At 70.9% G+C, this 22,534-nt stretch carries 11 protein-coding genes; 5 read left to right on the top strand and 6 right to left on the bottom strand.

The window, feature by feature from the left end:
• Positions 1–29: 29 nt before the first annotated feature.
• Positions 30–2,228: an ATP-dependent DNA helicase UvrD2 gene (locus tag E0500_RS15845; RefSeq protein WP_309505067.1), complete on the bottom strand. Its 2,199-nt coding sequence runs from the start codon at positions 2,226–2,228 to the stop codon at positions 30–32.
• Between the two features lie 213 nt (positions 2,229–2,441).
• Between E0500_RS15845 and E0500_RS15840 the strand changes: the two genes are divergently transcribed.
• On the top strand, positions 2,442–2,699 hold the full coding sequence (locus E0500_RS15840) for a mycoredoxin (RefSeq protein ID WP_131569941.1): 258 nt from the start codon (positions 2,442–2,444) through the stop codon (positions 2,697–2,699).
• Between the two features lie 437 nt (positions 2,700–3,136).
• Positions 3,137–5,899 carry a SpoIIE family protein phosphatase gene (locus E0500_RS15835; RefSeq protein ID WP_258572793.1) on the top strand — a complete coding sequence of 921 codons (2,763 nt, stop codon included), beginning with the start codon at positions 3,137–3,139 and terminating at the stop codon, positions 5,897–5,899.
• Between the two features lie 67 nt (positions 5,900–5,966).
• Here the strand turns inward: E0500_RS15835 and nudC are convergent, their stop codons facing one another.
• From nudC to E0500_RS15810, 5 genes are all read right to left on the bottom strand, one after another.
• Positions 5,967–6,914, bottom strand: coding sequence for an NAD(+) diphosphatase (gene nudC / locus E0500_RS15830; protein ID WP_165935187.1), 948 nt, complete (start codon positions 6,912–6,914; stop codon positions 5,967–5,969).
• A 108-nt stretch (positions 6,915–7,022) separates the two neighbouring features.
• A complete protein-coding gene (locus E0500_RS15825; protein WP_131565219.1) occupies positions 7,023–8,435 on the bottom strand; it encodes a dipeptidase in 1,413 nt (470 codons plus the stop codon).
• A gap of 10 nt (positions 8,436–8,445) precedes the next feature.
• Positions 8,446–12,057 carry an ATP-dependent DNA helicase gene (locus E0500_RS15820; protein WP_131565221.1) on the bottom strand — a complete coding sequence of 1,204 codons (3,612 nt, stop codon included), beginning with the start codon at positions 12,055–12,057 and terminating at the stop codon, positions 8,446–8,448.
• A 100-nt stretch (positions 12,058–12,157) separates the two neighbouring features.
• Positions 12,158–15,535, bottom strand: coding sequence for an ATP-dependent DNA helicase (locus E0500_RS15815; protein ID WP_131565223.1), 3,378 nt, complete (start codon positions 15,533–15,535; stop codon positions 12,158–12,160).
• A 248-nt stretch (positions 15,536–15,783) separates the two neighbouring features.
• Positions 15,784–16,149, bottom strand: coding sequence for an MGMT family protein (locus E0500_RS15810; protein ID WP_309505066.1), 366 nt, complete (start codon positions 16,147–16,149; stop codon positions 15,784–15,786).
• A gap of 185 nt (positions 16,150–16,334) precedes the next feature.
• Here E0500_RS15810 and E0500_RS15805 point away from each other — a divergent pair, with 185 nt between their 5' ends.
• The 3 genes from E0500_RS15805 to E0500_RS15795 all read left to right on the top strand — a co-directional run bounded on the left by E0500_RS15805 (position 16,335) and on the right by E0500_RS15795 (position 22,452).
• A complete protein-coding gene (locus E0500_RS15805) occupies positions 16,335–19,118 on the top strand; it encodes a lysylphosphatidylglycerol synthase transmembrane domain-containing protein (RefSeq protein WP_131565228.1) in 2,784 nt (927 codons plus the stop codon).
• Between the two features lie 90 nt (positions 19,119–19,208).
• A complete protein-coding gene (locus E0500_RS15800) occupies positions 19,209–20,756 on the top strand; it encodes an alpha/beta hydrolase (RefSeq protein WP_131565230.1) in 1,548 nt (515 codons plus the stop codon).
• Between the two features lie 145 nt (positions 20,757–20,901).
• Positions 20,902–22,452 (top strand): alpha/beta hydrolase, encoded by a 1,551-nt coding sequence (locus E0500_RS15795; protein ID WP_131565233.1) that lies wholly within the window; start codon positions 20,902–20,904, stop codon positions 22,450–22,452.
• Positions 22,453–22,534: the final 82 nt, after the last annotated feature.

The following is a 22,534-nucleotide window of genomic DNA, read 5'->3' as shown; positions in this document are numbered from 1 at the left end:
GCGCAAACTATTTTTTCGACGAGTTGGCGTCAGTCGCTCCCATCGCCTACCGCAACCTCCTGACCTGCGCAGATGGTCAGGACGTCGGCCCCGTAGCGCTGCAGTTTACGCGCGATGACCCCTGGGATGCGCGCGAGTTCAGCCGGAGTGGTCGGTACCGCTTCGGTGATGGCCATCAGGGTCCTGTCGGTGAAGACGCAGAAGTCCGGCTGGCCGCTGCTCCGTGCCTGCGCCGCCCGCCACTCGCGCAACCGCTCGTAGAGGGCCTCGTCCATGTCGGATGGGCAGTCCTCACACCGCATCAGTTTCATCTCGCCGGCGTCCCTCAAGGTGCGGCCGCAGACACGGCAACGGGCCGGGGTCCGGCTGGTGGGCCGCGGGGCCACAGCAGCCGCGCTGCCCGGGAAACCACGCTCGATGCCACCGGCTCTCCCCGCACCACCCCTGCCCGCGGTGGCGGTGGATCCGGGGCGCAGGCCGTCGAGGAAGCGGCTGGGGCGGCGGTTCGGGCGCCCGCCGGGCGAACGGGACAGGGCCCAGGAGACGTGCAGGCGTTCCCGCGCGCGCGTGATGCCGACATAGAGCAGGCGCCTCTCCTCCTCGACCTGCTCATCGGTCTTGGCGTAGGTGATCGGCATCATGCCCTCGGCGACTCCGACCAGGAAGACGACGTCCCACTCCAGGCCCTTGGCGGAGTGCAGCGAGGCGAGGGTGACGCCCTGCACGGTGGGTGCGTGCTGTGCATTCGCCCGCTCGTCGAGCTCCGCGACGAGGTCACCGAGGGTGGCGTCGGGCTTGGCCGCGGCGAAGTCCTGTGCGAGGTTCACCAGCGCGGCCAGCGATTCCCAGCGCTCTCTGACGGCGCCCGAGCCCGCCGGGGGCTTGCTGGTCCACCCCTCCCCCGACAGCACGGCCCGCACCTGTGACGGCAGGTCGACGGTGTCGTCGAGGAGGACGTCGTTGGCGCCGAAGCGGGCCGCTCCGCGCAGGGCGACACCCGCCTTGCGCACCTCGGGCCGGTCGAAGAACCGCTCGGCGCCTCGGAGTTGGTAGGGCACCCCAGCGTCGGCGAGCGCCTGTTCGTAGGTCTCCGACTGGGCGTTCGTACGGAACAGGACGGCGATCTCGCTCGCGGGGACGCCCGTGGCGATGAGGTCACGGATGCGGCGGGCGGCACCCTCGGCCTCGGCGGGCTCGTCCGCGTACTCGGTGTAGACGGGCTCGGGGCCGGGGCCACGCTGGGAGATCAGCTCCAGGCGGTGCTCGGCGGCGCGGCCCCGGGCCTGGGCGAGCAGGCCGTTGGCGAGGTGGACGACCTGGGGCGAGGAGCGGTAGTCGCGGACCAGCTTGACGACCGTGGCTCCGGGGTGGCGGATACGGAAGTCGAGGAGATGGTCCGGGGTTGCACCCGTGAACGAGTAGATCGTCTGGCTGGCGTCGCCGACGACGCACAGGTCGTCCCGCTCGCCGAGCCACAGTTCCAGCAGGCGCTGCTGGAGCGGGCTGACGTCCTGGTACTCGTCGACCACGAAGTGCTGGTACTGGCGGCGGACCTGCTCCGCGATGTCGCGCCGGTCCTGCAGGATGCCTACTGTGAGCAGCAGGACGTCCTCGAAGTCGATGACGGCACGGTCACGCTTGAGATCCTCGTACGCCGCGTAGAGCTGGGCGATCTCGGCGGGGTCGCGAGGGGCCTCGCGACCGTGCTTGTCCGCCACGGCGGCGTAGTCGGCGGGGACGGTCCGGGTGACCTTGGACCACTCGATCTCGCCGGCGACATCCCGCAGTTCGTTGCGATCGAGACGAATGCGGCAGGCGGCCGCAGCGTCGGCGACGATCTGGATCTTGCGGTCGATGATCCTCGGCATGGAGCCGCCGACGGCCTTCGGCCAGAAGTACTGGAGTTGGCGAAGTGCTGCCGAGTGGAACGTACGGGCCTGGACGCCGGAGGCACCGAGCTGGCGCAGGCGGCCGCGCATCTCACCGGCAGCGCGGTTGGTGAACGTGACGGCCAGCACACTGGAGGGGTGCAGTATGCCGGCGCGCACCCCATAGGCGATGCGGTGGGTGATCGCCCGCGTCTTGCCCGTGCCGGCCCCCGCCAGCACGCACACCGGACCGTGCAGGGCGGTCGCCACCTCGCGCTGCTCGGGGTCGAGCCCTTCGAGCACCGCGTCGGGGGTGTCCGGGACCTGTGGGAACAGGGTGGAGTGCGTTGCTGCTGTCACCCCGCCATGCTGCCAGGTCCCCGGTGACGGGTGGGCAAGTTGTCCACAGGCCCGGCCCTGCAGTCGTACCAATGCGGCAGGTGCCTCGGGACGTGACCTGTGTCCCCGCCGTGTGAGCACAGGGGAACCGCCTGTGCACGGGAATGGCGGACCACACCCGTGCGTTCACCTCACAGCCACTCCACCCCCGAGCCGTGAAGGAGCGCCAGAGACATGCTGGGCACTGTGACGATGTACAGCACCACGTGGTGCGGCTACTGCCGTCGGCTGAAGAGCCAGATGGACCGCGAGGGCATCGCGTACACCGAGATCAACATCGAGCAGGACCCCGAGTCCGCGGCGTTCGTGGAGAAGGCGAACGGCGGCAACCAGACGGTTCCCACGGTGCGGGTGGTTCCCACCGCGGGTGGCACCGAGGTCGTGATGACCAACCCGAGCCTTGCCCAGGTGAAGCAAGCCCTCAGCGCCTGACCCTCGCACCGCACGACCCCCGACGACCTCAGTGGCCGATCGGGGGTTTTTGCGCTCCGCACCCCCGCCGCTTCCCGTTCCCGTGAGTCATCCGCCTGCGGCAGGAGTTGTCCGCCCGACCGATACAACCCGCAATCACGCCACTTATGCCGCCATCGATACTTTGGCATATTTTATTAGCCTGTATACGGGAATACTCATCCGGGGACGTTGATCCGGGACATGGGACATGTTGCTTCGCCTACGCCCAGGACATGCAGATCACCGACAGGCAACCCATGACGGCACACAAAACGCACCACGAAAGTCGGACGTCGCGGTGGTCCCAGGAGGAGCGCCTGCGGGCTCTCGCGGCGTTCGGTGAGGACGTCACGGGAACCGAGGCCTTGAACTGCGCTTTGCACCACGCGGTCGCCGAGCTCGGAGGTCTGGGCGGGATGGCGCATCTCACGGGCCCCTGGATGGGGTCAGGGCTGCGTCTCCTCGCTGTCGACGGTCTGCCCGCAGCGCATGCGCGGCAGTGGCAGGACCACGTGGTCGGGCAGCTGATGAGCCCGGTCGACCGCATGCTGGACGGAAAGTGCCGATGGCACCCGGCACCGCACCGGGGAGACAGCCTCGGACCCGCCCCGGCTCCTCTTCCGGACCCCCCGGGCGGTGCAGCCGTGGCCGGTGTCGTCGTCGTCCCGATGGTGTCGCAGGAGCGCGTGCTCGGCACTCTGTCCATCATCTGTCTGGACGAACGGCCGACGGTCGCACAGTGTGCCTTCCTGGAGGAGGCCGCTCGCCGCGTCACCGACCACCTGGGCCGCTCTCTCGGCGCCTCCCACAGCAGATCCCCCGAATGGTGGTTCGAGCCGGACAGCGACTCGCGACTGAGCGAGGCCGCCAAGGCGGTCAGTGTGGGGTCCTGGGACTGGAACATCCGCACGGGCGAGCTCTTCTACGACGAGCAGTCCATGAGGGTGCTGGGCATCGATCCCGACACCTTCGACCAGCGGATCGAGACCTGGGTGGACATGGTCCACCCCGACGACCTGCCATGGGTGATGGCGGACACCGAGGACGCGATCCGGACCCGCAGCATTTACGGAGTCGAGTACCGCATCCGGCGCCCGGACGGGACCTCGGGCTGGGCGCAGGCCCGCGCCCGGGTGATCACGGATGCGGACGGGGAGCCCACGCACATGGTCGGCACGGTGTGGGACACCACCCGCACCCGGGCCGCCAGGGACGCCGTCGATCACGCCCTGCGACACATGACGGACGGATTCGCCGCCGTGGACGCCGACTGGCAGGTGACGTTCGTCAACGCCGAGGCAGAGCGGGCACTCGGCCCGGTCCCCGCCACCGGGGACCGCTCCCTGTGGAACATCGCCGCCGCACGGACGCCCGGGTTCGAGGAGATGTGCAGACGCACCGTCTCGGAAAGCCGGCCGATGGGCGCCGAACTGAACTCGCCCGCCAACCAGCGCTGGTACCACCTGCGCCTGGTACCGGTTCCGCAGGGACTGGCCATCTACTCGACCGATGTGACCGACCGGAGGATCAGAGAGGCGGAACGGGAAGCCGCGGAACGCAGCGCAGCGGAACGCTCCGCACACACCGCACGGCTGACCGAGGCGCTCGCCGAGGCGATCACCATGCGGGACGTCGTGAAAGCGACGGCAGAGCACGTCCTCGCACCGTTCGGAGCCAGCAGGCTCGCTGTCCTGACCCTGGAGGACGGCTTCCCCTGTGTCGTCGGCTCCATCGGGTACGGCGAGACCCAACTGGACGCCTTCCAGGTTCGCAGCCCACGCCTCGGCACCCCCGTGGCGGATGTCCTCACCACCCGAGTGCCGCTGTTCATCGAGTCCGTGCACGAGCACAGGGAGCGCTACCCGCATGCCGCCGCTGGCGTCGTCACCGGCGAGGACCAGTCCTGGGCCTACCTGCCGCTGATCGTCACCGGTCGGGTGACCGGATGCTGCGTGATCGCCTTCAAGCAGCCACAACCGTTCAGCGGCGAAGAGCGGACTCTGCTCATCGCACTCAGCGGACTCATCGCCCAGGCGCTGGAGCGCTCCAGGCTCTACGACTCGGAGCACAACCGCGCCCAGGAACTGCAGCGCGGGCTGCTGCCCCAGAAGCTTCCCGCGCTCCTCGCCATCAGCGCCGCGGCACGCTATCTGCCGGCTGACCGCCGCCTCGACGTCGGCGGCGACTGGTACGACCTCATCCCGTTGTCCGCCGAACGCGCCGCGCTCGTCATCGGCGACGTCATGGGCCACGGCCTGTCGGAAGCGGCCACCATGGGGCGCCTGCGCACAGCCGTACGCACCCTCACCGAACTCGAACTCCCACCCGACGAAATCCTCGCCCACCTCAACGAGCTCGTGAGTGATCTCGGCGACAGCTTCTACGCCACGTGTCTGTACGCCGTCTACGACCCCACGACACGTCTGTGCGAGTTCGCCTCCGCCGGTCACCTCCCACCGGTCGTCATCCACCCCGATCACACGACGCACCTGCCGAAGATCCCCACGAACTCGCCCCTGGGCGCCGCCACCCCGCCGTTCGATGTCATCCAAATGGAAGTACCGGACGACAGCCTGGTGGCACTGTTCACCGACGGCTTGGTGGAGTCACCCGGCCAGGACATCGACGAGTGCATCCACCGGTTCACCGGGATCCTGGCCTCGGCCGCGGCCGAGGAGGACCGGCCGGGCCTGGAGAAGCTGTGCGACACCGTCGTGTCCGCCCTGCTGCCGACCCAGAAGACCGGCAGGGACGACGCAGCGCTGTTCATCGCACGCACCCATGCGCTGGCGCCCGATAAAGTCGCCGCCTGGCCCCTGACCACGGATCCCACCGCGGCACGCCAGGCACGTGAACTGGTCCGTGGGCAGCTCGGCCTCTGGGATCTGGACGATCTCGTGATGAGCACCGAACTCGTCGTCAGCGAACTCGTCGGGAACGTGGTGCGGCACGCGCGAGGACCCGTTGACCTGCGTCTGCTGCGCGGGCACAACCTGGTCTGCGAGGTCTCCGACGGGAGCCTCACCACGCCCCACGTCCGACGGGCCTCCGACACCGACGAGAGCGGTCGCGGACTTCAGCTCATCGGGGCGCTCACCCACCGCTGGGGCGTGAGATACGGCGCTTCCGGCAAGACCATCTGGACCGAACAGATGCTCCACCCACTGTCCATGGCCTGACTGCCCACTGGTCTGACTGCACACTGTCCGTGGTCTGACAGCCTGTCGGCGCCCACACCGCCGACCGTCAGAGGGCGCTGCCCGGCCTGGGCAGGGGCTTGCCGTACCAGAGCTCGATCAGGCGGGCCGCGATCGAGATGCCGTAGGGCGGCAGCACCTCCCCCGACTCGAAAGCGGCCCGTAGCTCCTCGCGCGAGAACCAGCGTGCCTCGTGGATCTCGTCGCCGTCGACGTTGATGTCGGTGGAGGTCGCGTGCGCCAGGAAGCCCAGCATGAGGCTGGAGGGGAAGGGCCAGGGCTGGCTGGCGATGTACTCGACGGGGCCGACGGTGATGCCCGCCTCCTCGAAGACCTCGCGCCGCACGGACTGCTCGATGGACTCACCGGGCTCGACGAAGCCGGCGAGGGTCGAAAAGCGGCCCTCGGGCCAGTGCACCTGCCGGCCCAGCAGGATCCGGTCCTCGTCGTCCGTGACCGCCATGATCACCGCCGGGTCGGTACGCGGGTAGTGCTCGGCGCCGCAGGCCGGGCAGCGGCGGATGTGGCCGGCCGCCGCGATGACGGTGCGCTCGCCGCAGCGCGAGCAGAAGCGGTGGGTCCGCTGCCAGTTCTCCAGGCCGACCGCGTGCACCATGAGGCCCGCGTCGCGTGGCGACAGCAGCAGACCCGCCTCCCGCAGCCCCGCCGGGCGCGCGGACTGGTCCATACGGCCCGGGAGCCCGTCCTTCTGGAGTGCGAAATAGGCCACACCCTCGTCGTCGATGCCCAGGAAGTAGCGGTGGGCCTCGGTGAGCGGGGCCTCGAACGACGGGGTCATGACGAGTTCGGTGGTGCCGTCCTCCGTCTCGTCGATGAGGACCTGGCCGCCGGACACCACGAAACAGCGTGTCGTCGGGTGGCTCCACGCCGCCGCGAGCCAGGCCTCGTCGAGCCGGTGGTGGGCGGCCCGGTCGATGCCGCTCGGGGCGGTGAGGGAGATGGGGCGGTCGGCGGTGTGGTCGGTCCAGGTGGTCACAGGTGCTTCCAACTCCCCCAGGGGAACGGTTGTTTCAGCGGGCGGTTCGGCAGGGTGTGCGGCGGGCGGGTGGGGGCGGGCTGGTGGGCTCGGCGTCGGGGGCCTCTTTCAGTGTGTCTCTTGTCCGTTTCCGGCCAGGTCGCCCCACAGGTGGGCGCTGGTTTCGACACCTTTGAGGAGGAGGTCGAGCTCGACCTTCTCGTTCGGGGCGTGCCATCCGTCCGAGGGGACCGAGATGCCCAGGAAGAGCACGGGTGCGCCGAGGACGTCCTGGAGGTCGGCGGCGGGACCGGAGCCGCCTACGCGCGTGAAGCGGACGGGCTGCTCGAAGGCGCGGCCCATGGCGCGTACGAGGGACTGCAGTGCGGGGTGGTCCAGGGGCGTCAGACAAGGGCGGGTGGCCGGGCCGAAGGTGATCTCGCAGCGGATCCCTGCGGGCACCTGGTCGGCGGCCCACACGCGGACGGCCTTCTCGATCCGGTCCGGGTCCTGGCCCTCGACCAGCCGGAAGGAGAGCTTCACCAGGGCCGAGGACGGGATGATCGTCTTGCTGCCGGGGCCCTGGTATCCGCCCCCGATGCCGTTGACCTCGGCGGTGGGGCGGGCCCAGAGGCGCTCCAGGGTGGTGTATCCGGCCTCTCCGCAGGTGGCCGCGGACTTGGCCGTGCGCAGCCAGCTCTCCTCGTCGAAGGGGAGCTCCGCGAAGAGTTCGCGCTCGCGGTCGGTGAGGTCGACGACACCGTCGTAGAAGCCCGGGACCGTCACGCGCGCGTGCTCGTCGTGGAGGGCGGCGACCAGTCGGGCCGCGGCGGTGGCCGGGTTGGGCACGGCGCCGCCGAAGGCGCCGGAGTGGAGGTCCTGGTCGGGGCCGTGAAGCTCGATCTCGCACTCGGCGAGGCCGCGCATGCCGGTGCACACGGTGGGGGTGTCCTCGTCCCACATGCTGGTGTCGGAGACGATGACGGCGTCGGCGGCGAGCCGGTCGGCGTGCTCCTCGACAAGGGCGCGGAAGTGCGGGGACCCGGACTCCTCCTCGCCCTCGACCAGCATCTTCAGGTGGACGGCCGGCGTGGTGCGACCGGTGGCGGCGAGGTGGGCGCGGACGCCGAGTGTGTGGAAGAACACCTGGCCCTTGTCGTCGGCGGCCCCGCGCGCGTGAAGGCGGTTTCCGCGGATGACCGGCTCGAAGGGGTCCGTGTCCCAGCCGTCCGCACGGGCGGCGGGCTGCACGTCATGGTGCCCGTAGACGAGGACCGTGGGTGCCCCGGGGTCGTCGGAGGGCCACTCGGCGAACACGGCCGGGGCTCCGGGCGTCTCCCAGACCTCGGCAGTGGGGAAGCCGGTCTCCCTGAGCTTGTCGGCGAGCCAGTCGGCACTGCGCCGCACGTCCGCGGCGTGCTCGGGCTGGGCGGACACCGACGGGATGCGCAGCCATTCCACGAGGTCGTCGAGGAAGGCGGCGCGGTGGTCCTCGATGTACGTACGGACGGCGCTGACGGCACTGTCAACGGGCTGGCTCATGCTCACGAGCCTATCGGCCCGCGCCGACATGCTCGTCCGGCGGTTCGTCCGCTGCCTGCGCCCGTGGGTCCGAGCCGGGTTCTCCCAGGAGGAGACGTTCCAGTGCGGCCCGGTCGGGCAGGTCGTCGGGGCGTACGACCTCACCGGTGCGCACGTACAGGAACGCGGCCCCGACGGACTCCAGGGGCACGCCCTGCTGCTCGGCCCAGGCGAGGCGGTAGAGCGCGAGCTGGAGGGGGTCTGCGGTACGGGTGCGACTCGTCTTCCAGTCGACGATCTCGTACGTGGTGCCGTCCCCCTCCGGGCCGGAGCCGTCACCCTCCTTGTAGACGGCGTCGATGCGGCCGCGGACGACACGTCCGGCGATCGTGAGCTGGAAGGGAGCCTCGATGCGGTACGGCGTCCGGTGCGCGTACGGGGTGCGCTCGAAGGCGTCCTTGAGGACTTCCAGATCGCGTTCGTCGGCGATCTCGGCCTCGGTGCCGGGCAGGTCCTCGGGTTCCAGCATGGGCAGCCGGAGCTCCTCGAAACGAGCCTCGACCCAGGCGTGGAAGCGGGTGCCCCGGCGCGCGGCGGGCTGCGGGGGGCGCGGCATGGGCCGTGCGAGCTCCTGGGCGAAGCCGTCCGGGTCGGCCGCCAGGCGCAGCAGCTGGGACGCGGTGAGCGACGCGGGCAGGGCGACGTCGGTGACGCCCTGGCGGGCGCGCAGCAGCTCTCCGGTGAGGGCGTCCAGGTCACGGTCCCAGGACGCGATGGTGCGGGCCTCCTCCGGGGTGAGGGGCGCCGGGTCGACAGGGTGTGGAAGGGCTTCGGGGGACGGCGCCTGGTGCGGAATCGCGGGGCGGGCCTTCGGCCACGAGTCCCAGTCGGGGTCACCGTCGAGGTCGTCGTCGGGGTTGTCGTCATGGACGTCGCCGGGGTCCCCTTCGGGGAGGTCCTCCGGGAGGTCGTCCTCCCCGTAAGGGGGTTCGGCTGGGAAACCGTCGTCCCCGTAAGGGGGTTCGGCCGGGAAGTCGCCGTCTCCGTAGAGGTCTTCTTCGTCCTCGGGCGGGGGCGGCCAGTCCGGGTCGTCGTAGGCACTCGGGTCGTGGGTGGCCGCGGGGTGGGTGTCCTCGCGGGAGACGCCCCTCTCCAGGTGGGCCAGGACGGTCTCCGCGGCCGCGCGGCGGAGAGCGAGGGCCGCGTCGTCCAGCGGGAGCGGCCATGCGTGGTCGGCGGCCGCCTCGTGCAGCGCGGGGTTCTCCTCGTCCTCCTCGGGTGCGTCGGCCCAGGCCTCGACCTCGCCGTACCCGGCGGCGGAGTGCTCGTACAGGGCGAGCAGGAAGTCGGACGGTCCGCGCGGGCGCTTCTGGGATGGACCCCACCAATGGCCGGAGCCGAGGAGCAGGGAGCGGGGGCGGGTGAACGTGACGTAGCCGAGGCGGAGTTCCTCGGTGTGCTGGTGGTCCTTCATGGCCTCGTGGAAGGCCTTCATGCCGCGGGAGTCCCATGCCTCGATGTCGGGCAGCGTGTCGGCGTCGCCGCGCAGCTCGTGCGGGAGAACCTTGCTCTGGGCGGTCCATTTCTCCCGGCCCCGGTCGCTGGGGAAGGTCCCGGTGACCAGGCCGGGGACCACCACCACGTCCCACTCAAGGCCCTTGGACTTGTGCGCGGTGAGCACCTTGACGGTGTTCTCGCCGCCCGGGAGGGCGTTGTCGAGGCCCTTCTCGTACTGGGCCGCGGTGCGCAGGAAGCCCAGGAAGGCCAGCAGGGTGGCCTCGGCGTCGTTGGCGGCGAAGGACGCGGCGATGTCGAGGAAGTTGGACAGCGTTTCGCGGCGGCGGGCGGCCAGGGCGTGCGGGGACGCGGAGAGCTCGACCTCCAGGCCGGTGACGGCGAGCACCCGGTGCAGAACGTCCATCAGCGGGTCGGCGAGCGAGCGGCGCAGGTCGCGCAGTTCGGCGGCGAGGCGCGCGAACCGGACGCGCGCGTCCGGTGAGAAGGGCAGGCCGTCGTCCTCCCGCTCGGCCTCGAACGGCAGTTCCAGGAATGTGTCGAGCGCGTCCGCGAGAGAGATCACCTCGGCCGGATCGACTCCTTCGACGGCCGCGGCGAGCCGCCTGTCGGGGTCGTCATCGGCACCCACGCGCGCGTGGGGCACGAGAAGCCGGGCCCGCCGTCCCAGGAGGGCCAGGTCGCGGGCTCCGATGCGCCAGCGCGGACCGGTGAGCAGGCGGACCAGGGAGGCGTTGGCGCCGGGGTCCTGGAGGACCTCGCAGACGGCGACGAGGTCGGCCACCTCGGGGAGGTGCAGCAGCCCGGACAGGCCCACCACCTCCACGGGGATGTCGCGGGCGACAAGGGCGCCCTGGACCTCCGCGAAGTCGGTCGCCGTACGGCACAGGACCGCGATCTCGCCGGGCTCCTTGCCGGTGCGCACGAGGTGGGCGATCGAGTCGGCGATCCAGTCGATCTCCTCGGCGTGGGTGCGCAGGAGGGCACAGTGGACCGTGCCGTCGCGTTCGGCGCCGGGGGCGGGGCGGAGGGCCTCCACGCCCGCGTGCATGGCGCGCAGGGGCTCCGCCAGGTCGTTGGCGAGGTCGAGGAGGCGGCCGCCGCTGCGGCGGTTCTCGCTGAGCGCCTGACGGGTCGCGGGGCGGCCGTCGGCGTGTGCGAAGTGCTCGGGGAAGTCGTCGAGGTTTGCCACGGAGGCGCCACGCCAGCCGTAGATGGCCTGGCAGGGGTCACCGACGGCGGTCACGGGGTGGCCGGTGCCGCCGCCGAACAGCCCGGCGAGCAGGACGCGTTGCGCGACCGAAGTGTCCTGGTACTCGTCGAGGAGCACCACCCGGAACTCGTCCCGCAGGACGCGGCCCACTTCGGGGAGCCCGGCGAGCTGGGCCGACAGCGCGATCTGGTCGCCGAAGTCGAGGAGGTCGCGCTCGCGCTTGGCCGCCCGGTAACGCCCCACCAGTTCCGCGAGTTCGCGGCGGGCGGCGGCCGTGTCGGGGACCTTGCGGAGGTCGGCGTTGGTGAGTTTGGCGTTCTCCAGGGTCCGCAGCAGCTCGGTGTCGTACGCGCGCAGGTCCTCGGGGCGTACGAGGTGTTCGGCGAGTTCGGAGTCGAGGACCAGGAGGTCGCTGACGAGGTCCGCGAAGGAGCGGGTGAGCGCCGGGTAGGGGCCGGGGGCCTCACGGAGCACACGTGCGGCGAGTTGGTAGCGAGTGGCGTCGGCGAGGAGGCGGGAGGTGGGTTCCAGTCCGATGCGCAGGCCGTGGTCGGTCAGCAGGCGGCCCGCGAAGGCGTGGTACGTGGAGATGACCGGCTCGCCCGGCGGGTTGTCGGGATCGATGACGTCCGGGTCGGTGACGCCCGCCTTGATGAGTGCCTTCCGTACGCGCTCGGCGAGTTCACCGGCCGCCTTGTTGGTGAAGGTCAGGCCGAGCACCTGCTCGGGGGCGACCTGTCCGGTGCCGACGAGCCACACCACGCGCGCGGCCATCACCGTGGTCTTGCCGGACCCGGCTCCGGCCACGATCACCTGCGGGGCGGGGGGTGCGGTGATGCAGGCCGTCTGCTCCGGGGTGAACGGGATACCGAGGAGCTCCTTGAGCTGCTCGGGATCGGTGATACGGGCGGACATCCAAGAGAGGCTAGCGGTGGCCACTGACAGTGGGTGCCGGATCGTCCCGTAGGCGGGGAGATGCGCTGGTCAGCCCGTGTGGTGCGGTGCGTCACGTGCGCTACTCGACGACGTGTCGTCCCTCCGGCCGGGCCGTGCACGATGCCCGGAACGCGCAGTGTGCACAGTGTTGTCCCGTGGTCGGTGAGAACCGTTCGTCGAGGACCTTGCCCGCCGCGTTGGCCAGCAACTCGCCGACCCACTCGCCCTCCAGGGGCTGCTGGGCCTGGACCTTCGGTACGGCATCGCCGCCGTCCTTCTTCGGTGCCCCCTGGCGCAGTTGGACGAGTTCGGCGCCGCCCGGCTCGGGGCGCACGCCGTCGAAGGCCTCGTCGACGGCGCCCTCGCGGACGGCGAGCTGGTAGACGGCGAGCTGGGGGTGGCGCGCCACCTCGGCGGCGCTCGGCGTCTGCTTGCCGGTCTTGAAGTCGACGACGTAGGCACGGCCTTCGCCGTCGGTCTCGACGCGGTCCATGGAGCCGCGGATGCGCACCTCGTAGTCGCCGGCACCCAGGGTCACGTCGAAGTCGTGCTCGCTGGCCACCGCCGTGCGTCCGGTGCGGTCCATGACGTGCCATTGCAGGAAGCGTTCGAGCGCTACGCGCGCGTGCTCCTTCTCCTGGGTGGACTTCCAGGGCGCGTCGAAGGCGAGCGCGTTCCACACGGAGTCGAGGCGCTCCATGAGGACGGCCAGGTCGGCGGGGGTGCGGCCGGAGGCGACCTCGTCGGCGAGGACGTGGACGACGTTGCCGAAGCCCTGAGCCGCGGTCGAGGGCGCGTCGGCCTTCACCTCACGGCCCAGGAACCACTGCAGGGCACAGGTGTTGGCGAGCTGGTCGAGGGCGCTGCCGGAGAGCACGACCGGCTGGTCACGGTTCCTCAACGGGACCTTGCTCTCCGTGGGTTCGAACATGCCCCACCAGCGGTACGGGTGCGCCGAGGGCACCAGGGGACGGCCGTCCTCGTCGGCGAGCGCGGCGAGCCGGGCCAGACGGCGGGCGGCGGCCTCCCTGAGGGCGTCCGACACACGCGGGTCCACGGTTGTGGCGCGCAGTTCGGCGACGAGTGCCGCGACGGACAGCGGGCGGCGAGGGCGGCCGGTGACGTCCTTGGGCTCGACGCCGAGTTCGGTGAGAAAGCGGGAGGGCTGGTCCCCGTCGTCGGCGGGGGCCTTCACGGCGGTGACCACGAGGCGTTCACGCGCGCGCGTGGCGGCCACGTAGAACAGGCGCCGCTCCTCCGCCAGGAGCGCGCCCGCGGTGAGCGGTTCGGCCAGTCCGTCGCGTCCGATGCGGTCGGCCTCCAGGAGAGAGCCGCGGCGTCGCAGGTCGGGCCACAGTCCCTCCTGGACGCCCGCGACGACCACCAGTCGCCACTGAAGGCCCTTGGAACGGTGTGCGGTCATCAGGCGTACGGCGTCGGGGCGTACCGCCCTCCTGGCGAGCGTGTCGGCGGCGATGTCCTCGGCCTCTATCTCCTCCAGGAAGTTGAGGGTGCCGCGCCCGCCGGTGCGCTCCTCCGCACGCGCCGCGGTAGCGAACAGCGCGCACACGGCGTCGAGGTCTCGGTCCGCGTTGCGGCCGGCCGCGCCGCCGCGCCGAGCGGCCCATGCGAGCCGCTTGGGCCACGGTGTGCCGTCCCACAGCTCCCAGAGCGCTTCTTCGGCCGTGCCGCCGTCCGCGAGGCGCTCCCGGGCCCGGCGCAGCAGTTCGCCGAGCCGCTGGGCGCCCCGCGCGTACGCCGGGTCGTGCGCGACCAGGCGCTCCGGCTCGGCCAGTGCCCGCGCCAGCAACTCGTCCGAGGGCGGCGGCAAGGCGTTGCCTGCGGCCCGTTCCTCCTCGCGCAGGGCTCGGCCGAGGCGTCGCAGGTCGGCGGTGTCCATGCCGGCGAGGGGGGAGGCGAGGAGGTCGAGAGCCGTCTCGGTGTCGAGCCAGGGGGGCTGCTGTCCGGGCTCGTCGGGCTCGTCGGGGCCTCGGTGCTCGCCGCTCCGTTCGGGCTCTTCCGGCCCTCCCTGCTCCCCGGGGGCCGTCTCACCGGTCTCGCCCAGTTCGGCTCGCGCCACCGCCCGCAGCGCTGCCAGCAGGGGTGCCACCGCCGGTTCGTGCCGCAGCGGGAGGTCGTCTCCGTCGATCTCCAGGGGTACGCCCGCCGCGGTGAGCGCCCGCCGGACCGACGGGATCGCGCGGGAGCCCGCCCGCACCAGGACCGCCATGTCGCTCCATGGGACGCCGTCCTCCAGGTGGGCCCGGCGCAGAATGTCGGCGACGTTGTCCAGCTCGGTCCCCGGCGTCGGGTACGTGTACACCTCGACGCGCCCCCCGTCCCGTACCGGCTTCAGCTCGCGGTGGGCCCGTGCCTTCTCCGCCGGGAGACGGGTCAGCGGCATGCGCTGGGTGAGCAGTCGCGTGGCCGTGAGCAGGGCGGCTCCCGAGCGGCGGGACGTCCTGAGAACCTCCACCGGAGCCGGACGGCCGTCAGCGCGGGGGAAGGCGACCGGGAAGTCCAGGATGCCGTTCACGTCGGCACCCCGGAACGTGTAGATCGACTGGTCGGGGTCGCCGAAGGCGACGAGTGTGCGGCCGTCGCCCGCGAGGGCCTGGAGCAGCCGTACCTGTGCGGGGTCGGTGTCCTGGTACTCGTCCACGTAGACGGCGTCGTACTGCGCTGCGAGGTGCTTCGCGACTTCGGGGCGGCGGGCAAGGAGCACCGCGCGGTGGACCAGTTCGGCGTAGTCGAGGACACCCTGCAGGTCGAGGACGTCGAGGTATTCGGCGAGGAAGGCGGAGGCCGCGAGCCAGTCCGGGCGGCCGATACGGGCGGCGAAGCGCCGCAGGTCGGCGGGCCCCAGCCCCAGCTCGCGGCTGCGGGCCAGCACCGCGCGGACCTCGTCGGCGAAGCCGCGTGTGGTCAGGCAGGCGCGCAGCTCGTCCGGCCAGCGGACGTGCGCCAGGCCGAGGCGCTCCAGGTCGGGCTGGCCGACGAGGAGTCCGCGGACGGCCACGTCCTGTTCGGGACCGGAGAGCAGTCGCATGGGTTCGACGAACAGGTCGCTGTCCTGATGGGCGCGGACCAGGGCGTAGCAGAAGGAGTGGAACGTGGTCGCCTGGGGCGCGTGTGCGGCCCCGATGCGCTGGGCCATGCGGTCGCGCAGTTCCACGGCCGCCTTGCGGCTGAACGTCAGGACGAGCACGCGCTCGGGGTCCGCACCGCGCGCGACGCGGGCCCCCACGGACTCGACGAGCGTGGTGGTCTTACCGGTGCCCGGACCGGCGAGAACGAGCAGTGGGCCGGTCCCGTGGTCAACCACGGCACGCTGGCCTGCGTCAAGACGAGGGGGGTCCACCCTGGCCGGCGGGGTACGAACCAGTCGGTAGGCGCCACGGCTCCCCTGGCGCACCTGAGGGTGCGACGGGCGTGTGGTGGAGGAAGAGGAGCTCACGTGGTTCGCCGGTCCTGGAGGGTGTACTCGGGTTGCGCGTGGAGGGCGGTGGCCGCGGGGTGAGGGGGACAAGCGATGCCGACGCTACGCCGACGCATGGTGCGGAAGCAGGGCTTCCTTGTGTTCCCTCCCGGCCCGCGCGGCACGCGCGTCCCTCGTCCCACGAACGTACGCCATGCCACGGACGTGCCCCGCTTCCCCCGTACGAGTCACAGGTCACCGCTTCGCCCGCCCGGTGCCGGAAGCTGTCAGATGTGATCCTGGCCGCGTTCACCGCCGCCCCATCGCGCCCGCTTCATGTCAACCCGCGGCATATGCCCCTCGGAGGCGCGGCTCGCCTCGCGCAGGGGGGTGCCCTCGGCGCGGTAGTGCCCCAGGGCGTCCAGCTCGTGGCCCGGCAGCAGCACGCCGTCCGCGCGTATGACCCGCCACCACGGAACCGCGCCCCCGTACAGAGCCATCACACGTCCCACCTGGCGTGGGCCGCCCTCCTCCAGCCACTCGGCGACATCGCCATACGTCATGACGCGCCCGGCCGGGATCATTTCGGCGACCTCAAGGACCCGCTCCGCGTAGTCCGGCAGGGCGTCCGATGGAAGGCTCTCCTCACTCATCCGACCCATACTGCCCGACCCCACCGACAATGGGGCGGAGTGGCGGCCGGGCTCAACCCTCGCCCCCGCGGTGCGCTTGGGGCAGACTGTTCGCCCCCGTATTGCACCCTGATGCCCGAGTGTGTCGACGGGGCATGCCACCATCGTGCGGGCGGTGACCGGTGATACGAGACCAAGAAGAGACCATGAGGCAGCAGAGCGTGCACCCAGAAGACGCTGCGGGCACCTCTGAGGCATCGTCGCGTCCGGACACCGCCGACGAGGGCACGACAACCGACACGTCCCCCGCCCGGGAGACGACCGGTAAAGCACCCTCCCAGAAGACATACGAAAACGAGAAACACCAGGTCGAGCGGGACGCGGAGGTCGTGGACGAGGCATACGCCGACGAGGTCGAGGGCGACGAACCGCTGCTCCCCGCGCGCGTGCACCGTCCGTCGGACCTGATGCGGCTCCTGGTGGGCGTGCTCGCGGTCGTGGTGCTCCTGGCGATCGCCGCGTTCGCGCACGGCACCACGTCCGGGCTTGAGCAGGACATCAACAAGGGCACCGGTCAGGCGCCCGATCTGCTGATCAAGCTCGCGGGCCTGGCGTCGAGCATCGCGATCCTCCTGGTCCCGGTCGCCTTCGCCATCGAGCGGCTGATCAAGCGCGACGGGCTGCGCATCGCCGACGGTGTGCTCGCGGCGGTCCTCGCGCACGGGGTGACGCTCGCCACAGACCTGTGGGTCGCCAGAGCGGCCCCGGAGTCGATCCAGGAAGCGCTCACCCAGCCCTCGCCCGGCGACATCCACGCCCTCACCGACCCGGTGCACGGCTATCTCGCACCCGTCATCGCGTACATGACCGCAGTCGGCATGTCCCGCAGACCCCGCTGGCGCGCGGTGCTGTGGATCGTGCTGCTGCTCGACGCGTTCTCCATGCTGGTCACCGGGTACACGACACCGTTCTCGATCATCCTGACGGTGCTGATCGGCTGGACCGTGGCCTACGGGACGCTGTACGCGGTCGGCTCGCCGAACGTGCGCCCCACCGGGCGGACCCTGATGGCCGGCCTGCGGCACGTCGGCTTCAAACCCGTGAGCGCGTCCCGCGAGGAGGTCCCGGACACGGCCGAGAGCGGTGACCGGGGCCGCAGGTACTTCGTGACGCTGGAGGACGGCTCGCCACTGGACGTCACGGTGGTCGACCGGGAACAGCAGGCGCAGGGCTTCTTCTACCGCGCCTGGCGCAACCTGACGCTGCGCGGACTCGCGACGCGCCGCAGCCTGCAGTCCCTGCGTCAGGCCCTGGAACAGGAGGCCCTGCTCGCCTACGCGGCCATCGCGGCCGGCGCGAACGCACCGAAGCTGATCGCGACCTCGGAACTCGGCCCGGACGCCGTGATGCTCGTCTACGAGCACACCGGCGGGCGCACCCTGGACTCCCTGTCGGACGAGGAGATCACCGACGATCTGCTGCACGACACCTGGGACCAGGTGAAGGCGCTGCAGTCACGGCGCATCGCGCACCGCAGGCTCGTGGGCGACGCGATTCTGGTGGATGGTTCCGGCACGGTGATCCTCACCGATCTGCGCGTCGGCGAGATCGCCGCCGGTGACCTGCTGCTGCGCATGGACGTGTCCCAGCTGCTGACGACGCTCGGCCTGCGGGTGGGCGCCGAGCGCGCCGTGAGCTCGGCCGTGAGCGTCCTGGGCCCCGACGCGGTGGCCGACTGCCTGCCGCTGTTGCAGCCCATCGCACTGTCTCGTTCCACGCTCGCGACGCTGCGCAGGCTGGCCCGGGAGCGGGCCGAGCGCGAGCGTGAGGCGGTCCTGGAGGCGTCCCAGCTCGCCAAACAGGCCCGCGTGGAGGAATCCCAGGCACTCGCGGCCGGCAAGTCCGCCAAGAAGGCCGTACGGGCCGAGCAGCGGGCCGAGAAGCGCGCGATCGACGAGGCCATGGAGGAGGCGCGGGAGGAGGACCTGCTCACCCAGATCCGCCACCAGGTGCTGCTGATCAGGCCGCAGGCTCCAGTCGAACCGGCCCGCCTGGAGCGGGTCAGGCCGCGCACGCTGATGAGTTTCATCGCCGGCGCGATCGGCGCGTACTTCCTGCTGACGCAGCTCGCCCACATCGAGTTCGGGCCGCTCATCGAGAACGCCGAGTGGGGCTGGGTCGCCGCGGCCGCCGCGTTCTCCGCGCTGAGCTATGTCGCGGCGGCGATGAGCCTGCTGGGCTTCGTGCCCGAGCGGGTGCCGTTCCTGCGGACCGTCGCGGCGCAGGTCGCCGGATCGTTCGTGAAGATCGTGGCGCCCGCCGCGGTGGGCGGCGTCGCTCTCAACGCGCGGTTCCTGCAGCGCTCGGGGGTACGACCGGGGCTCGCGGTGGCCAGTGTCGGCGCGTCGCAGCTGTTCGGACTGGGCTGCCACATCCTGATGCTGCTGTCCTTCGGCTACCTGACGGGTATCGAGAAGACACCCTCCCTGTCGCCGTCCCGCACGGTCATCGCGGGCCTGCTGACGGTCGCGGTCCTCGTGCTCGTGGTGACGTCGGTGCCGTGGTTGCGGAAGTTCGCCGTCACGCGCGTGAGGTCACTGTTCGCGGGTGTCGTGCCGCGCATGCTCGACGTGCTGCAGCGGCCGCAGAAGCTGGTCACGGGCATCGGCGGCATGCTGTTGCTCACGGGCTGCTTCGTGATGTGTCTGGACGCGTCGATCCGGGCGTTCGGCAGCGAGAACATGCCCTCATTGAGCATCGCCAGCGTGGCGGTGGTCTTCCTCGCCGGCAACGCGCTCGGGTCCGCGGCGCCGACCCCGGGCGGTGTGGGCGCGGTCGAGGCCACCCTCACCGTCGGCCTGATCGCGGTGGGCCTCCCCAAGGAGGTCGCGGCGCCCGCGGTGCTCCTGTACCGGCTGCTCACGCTGTGGCTGCCCGTGCTGCCGGGCTGGCTGGCCTTCAACCACCTGTCACGCAGGGGCTCGCTGTAGGCACGCGCGCGTGGACGTCCGAAAACGGGTACTCACCCGCCCGGCCCTCGCCCCGAGCGCACCGGACGGAGCGCGGCCAGGATGGGAGGCATGCCCATCCCGCCCCGGCTAAGCGCCGCCGCCCTGATCGCCACAGCCGTCCTGCTGTGCCCGCTGCTGGCGGGCTGTGGTGGCGACGACCCCAAGGACAACAACCTGACGGGCCAGAAGCTGAGCTGGAAGGACTGCCCGGCACCGTCCGCGTCCGAGGGCGGAGGGGCGGCACCCTCACCGCTGCCGAACGGTGGCACGTGGCAGTGCGCCACCATGAAGGCACCACGCAACTGGAGCGAACCCAAGGGCGACACGATCGATATCGCGCTCATCCGGGTCAGGACGAGCGGTACCAAGAGCCAGCGCATCGGCTCCCTCATCTTCAACTTCGGCGGCCCCGGCGGATCCGGTGTCACCGGTCTGCCCGCCTTCGCCGACGACTTCGCGGAGCTGCGCACCCGGTACGACCTGGTGAGTTTCGACCCGCGAGGGGTCGGCCGCAGCGCGGGCATCGAGTGCAAGGACGCCCGGCAGCTCGACAAATTCCTCCAGCAGGACATGACGCCCGACGACACCACCGAGGAGAGGAAACTCCTCGACAGCACCGAATCGTTCAATGCGGCCTGTGAGAAGAAGTCCCGCGCGATGCTCCCGCACGTCCGCACCACGGACGCGGCCCGCGACATGGATCTGATGCGCCAGGTCCTCGGCGACCGCAAGTTGTACTACTTCGGCATCTCGTACGGCACCGAACTCGGCGGCGTGTACGCCCACCTGTTCCCCAAAAACGTGGGGCGGGCCGTCTTCGACGCGGTCGTCGACCCGACGCAGAACTCGGAGCAGGGCGCTCTCGGGCAGGCCAAGGGCTTTCAGCTCGCGCTCGACAACTACGCGCGGAACTGCGTCTCGATGAAGGGGGGCTGCCCAGTCGGGGACACCCCGCAGGATGTGAAGAACCGGATCGCCGAATTGCTGAAGGCTCTCGACGCCAAGCCGATCCCCGGCGTCCTCTCACGCCAGCTGACCCAGTCGCTCGCGACGGACGGGATCCTCCAGGCCCTTTACTCCCAGGAGCTCTGGAAGTACCTGACGCAGGGCCTGTACCAGGCGTACCAGGGTGACGGAAAGGTGCTGATGCTGCTGGCCGACTCCCTGAACGGACGCAACGAGAACGGCGAGTTCAGCAATCTCATCCCGGCGAACGTCGCCATCAACTGCGCGGACGACAAACCCCGCTACACCGTCAAGGACGTGACGGCGAAACTGCCCGAGTTCCGGGCCGCCTCCCCTCTCTTCGGCGACTCCCTGGCCTGGGAGATGCTCAGCTGCAGCGACTGGGCCGTGCCCGGCGCCGCCAACCACCCCAACGTGAGTGCGCCCGGGGCGGCTCCGATCCTCGTAATCGGCAACACCGGCGACCCGGCCACACCGTACGAGGGCGCGAGCAGGATGGTGAAGGCGCTGGGCAAGGGGGTCGGGGTCGAGCTCACGTACAAAGGGCAGGGGCACGGCGCGTACATCAGCGGGAACACGTGCGTGCGGAATGCGGTGGACGCCTACCTGCTGCAGGGGAAGGTGCCCGCGCCGGGGACCGTCTGCTCGTGAAGCAGGTCACCCGGGCCGCGAACCCACAAAAGCACAGGTCACAGAGTTATCCACAGGCTGCCGCACCGCTCGTGGTGATACGCCTACCATGGCATGACTGTCATCCGGGACATCAGGCGGACGACGAAGCGAGGGGGGATTGCTCATGGCGCGATTCGGACGGTGGACGGCTCTGGCCGCCGCCGCGGTGTTGATGGCCGGCTGCAGCGGCGGCTCGGACGACGGGAAGAGCGACGCGGGAGCGTCGTCGGCCACGTCGCCATCGGGTACGTCATCGGGTACGTCATCGGAGCTGCCCGCCTCGCTCACCTCCCAGAAGCTCGACTGGGGCCGCTGCAAGGCGACATCGGACGGCCCCGCACCCGGCGGCGACTGGCAGTGCGCCACATTGAAGACACCCCTCGACTGGAACAAACCGGACGGGGAGACGATAGGGCTCGCGTTGATCCGGTCGAAGTCGACCGGCGGCCAGGGCGAACGCATCGGCTCGCTCCTGTTCAACTTCGGCGGTCCCGGTGGCTCGGGCGTCTCCATGATGCCCTCGTACGCCGACATCGCGAGCAGCCTCCACGAGCGGTACGACCTGGTGAGCTGGGACCCGCGCGGGGTCGGCGCGAGCGAGGGCGTGCGCTGCCGCAGCGACAAGGACATCCAGGCCGCGGAGTCGGTGGACGCCACGCCGGACGACGCGGCCGAGGAGAGTGCGTACCTCAGGGACGCGGCCGACTTCGGGGCAGGCTGTGAGAAGGCAGCGGCCAAGCTGCTGGCGCACGTCTCGACGACCGACACGGCCCGCGATATGGACCTGATGCGCCAGAACCTCGGCGACAAGAAGACCCACTACTTCGGCATCTCGTACGGCACCCAGCTCGGCGGCGTCTATGCCCATCTGTTCCCCAAGAACGTGGGCCGTCTGGTGCTGGACGCGGTCGTCGACCCGAGCGCCGACGCAGTGGGCCACGCCAAGAACCAAGCCCGCGGCTTCCAGCGCGCCCTCGACAACTACCTGAAGTCGACGGGCCAGGACCCGAAGGAGGGCACGCAGAAGATCGTGGACCTCCTGAAGCGGATCGACGCGAAGCCGCTGCCGGCGTCGTCCGGCCGCGATCTCACCCAGACGCTGGCCATCACCGGCATCGTCCTGCCGCTCTACAGCGAACAGAGCTGGCCGACGCTGACCAGCGCGCTCGACGCGGCCGAGGGCGGCGACGGCTCCGAGTTGCTGGCGCTCGCCGACGGTTACAACGAGCGTGACCCTTCCGGCCGCTACGGCACGACGACGCACTCACAGCGGGTCATATCGTGCCTGGACCAGAAGCAGCGGCCGACCGCCGAGGAGACGAAGAAGCTGCTGCCCGAATTCCGCAGGATCTCGCCGGTCTTCGGGGACTACCTGGGCTGGGACACGGCGGGCTGGTGTCACAACTGGCCGGTGGAGGGCCAGTACGACACAACCGAGGTGAGCGCTCCGGGAGCCGAGCCCGTGCTGGTCGTGGGCAACACCGGGGACCCGGCGACGCCGTACGAGGGCGCGAAGAAGATGGCGGACGAGCTGGGCGACGACGTCGGTGTGGAGCTCACCTGGAAGGGCGAGGGCCATGGGGCGTACGGAAGCGGGAGCGACTGCGTCGACTCGACGATCAACGCGTATCTGCTGAAGGGCACGGTGCCCGACGACGGCAAGGTCTGCTCGTAGCACGAACGGAGGGCGGGTGCCTCGCGCCCGCGCCGCCGTTGCCCGCACGGGCAGCGGAAAGGGGCCCGGCACACGCGGTGCC

Origin of the sequence: Streptomyces sp. KM273126, from assembly GCF_004337435.2 — a bacterium.
GTDB classification, from domain to species: domain Bacteria; phylum Actinomycetota; class Actinomycetes; order Streptomycetales; family Streptomycetaceae; genus Streptomyces; species Streptomyces acidicola.
This window is presented reverse-complemented; position numbering and strand designations above follow the sequence as displayed.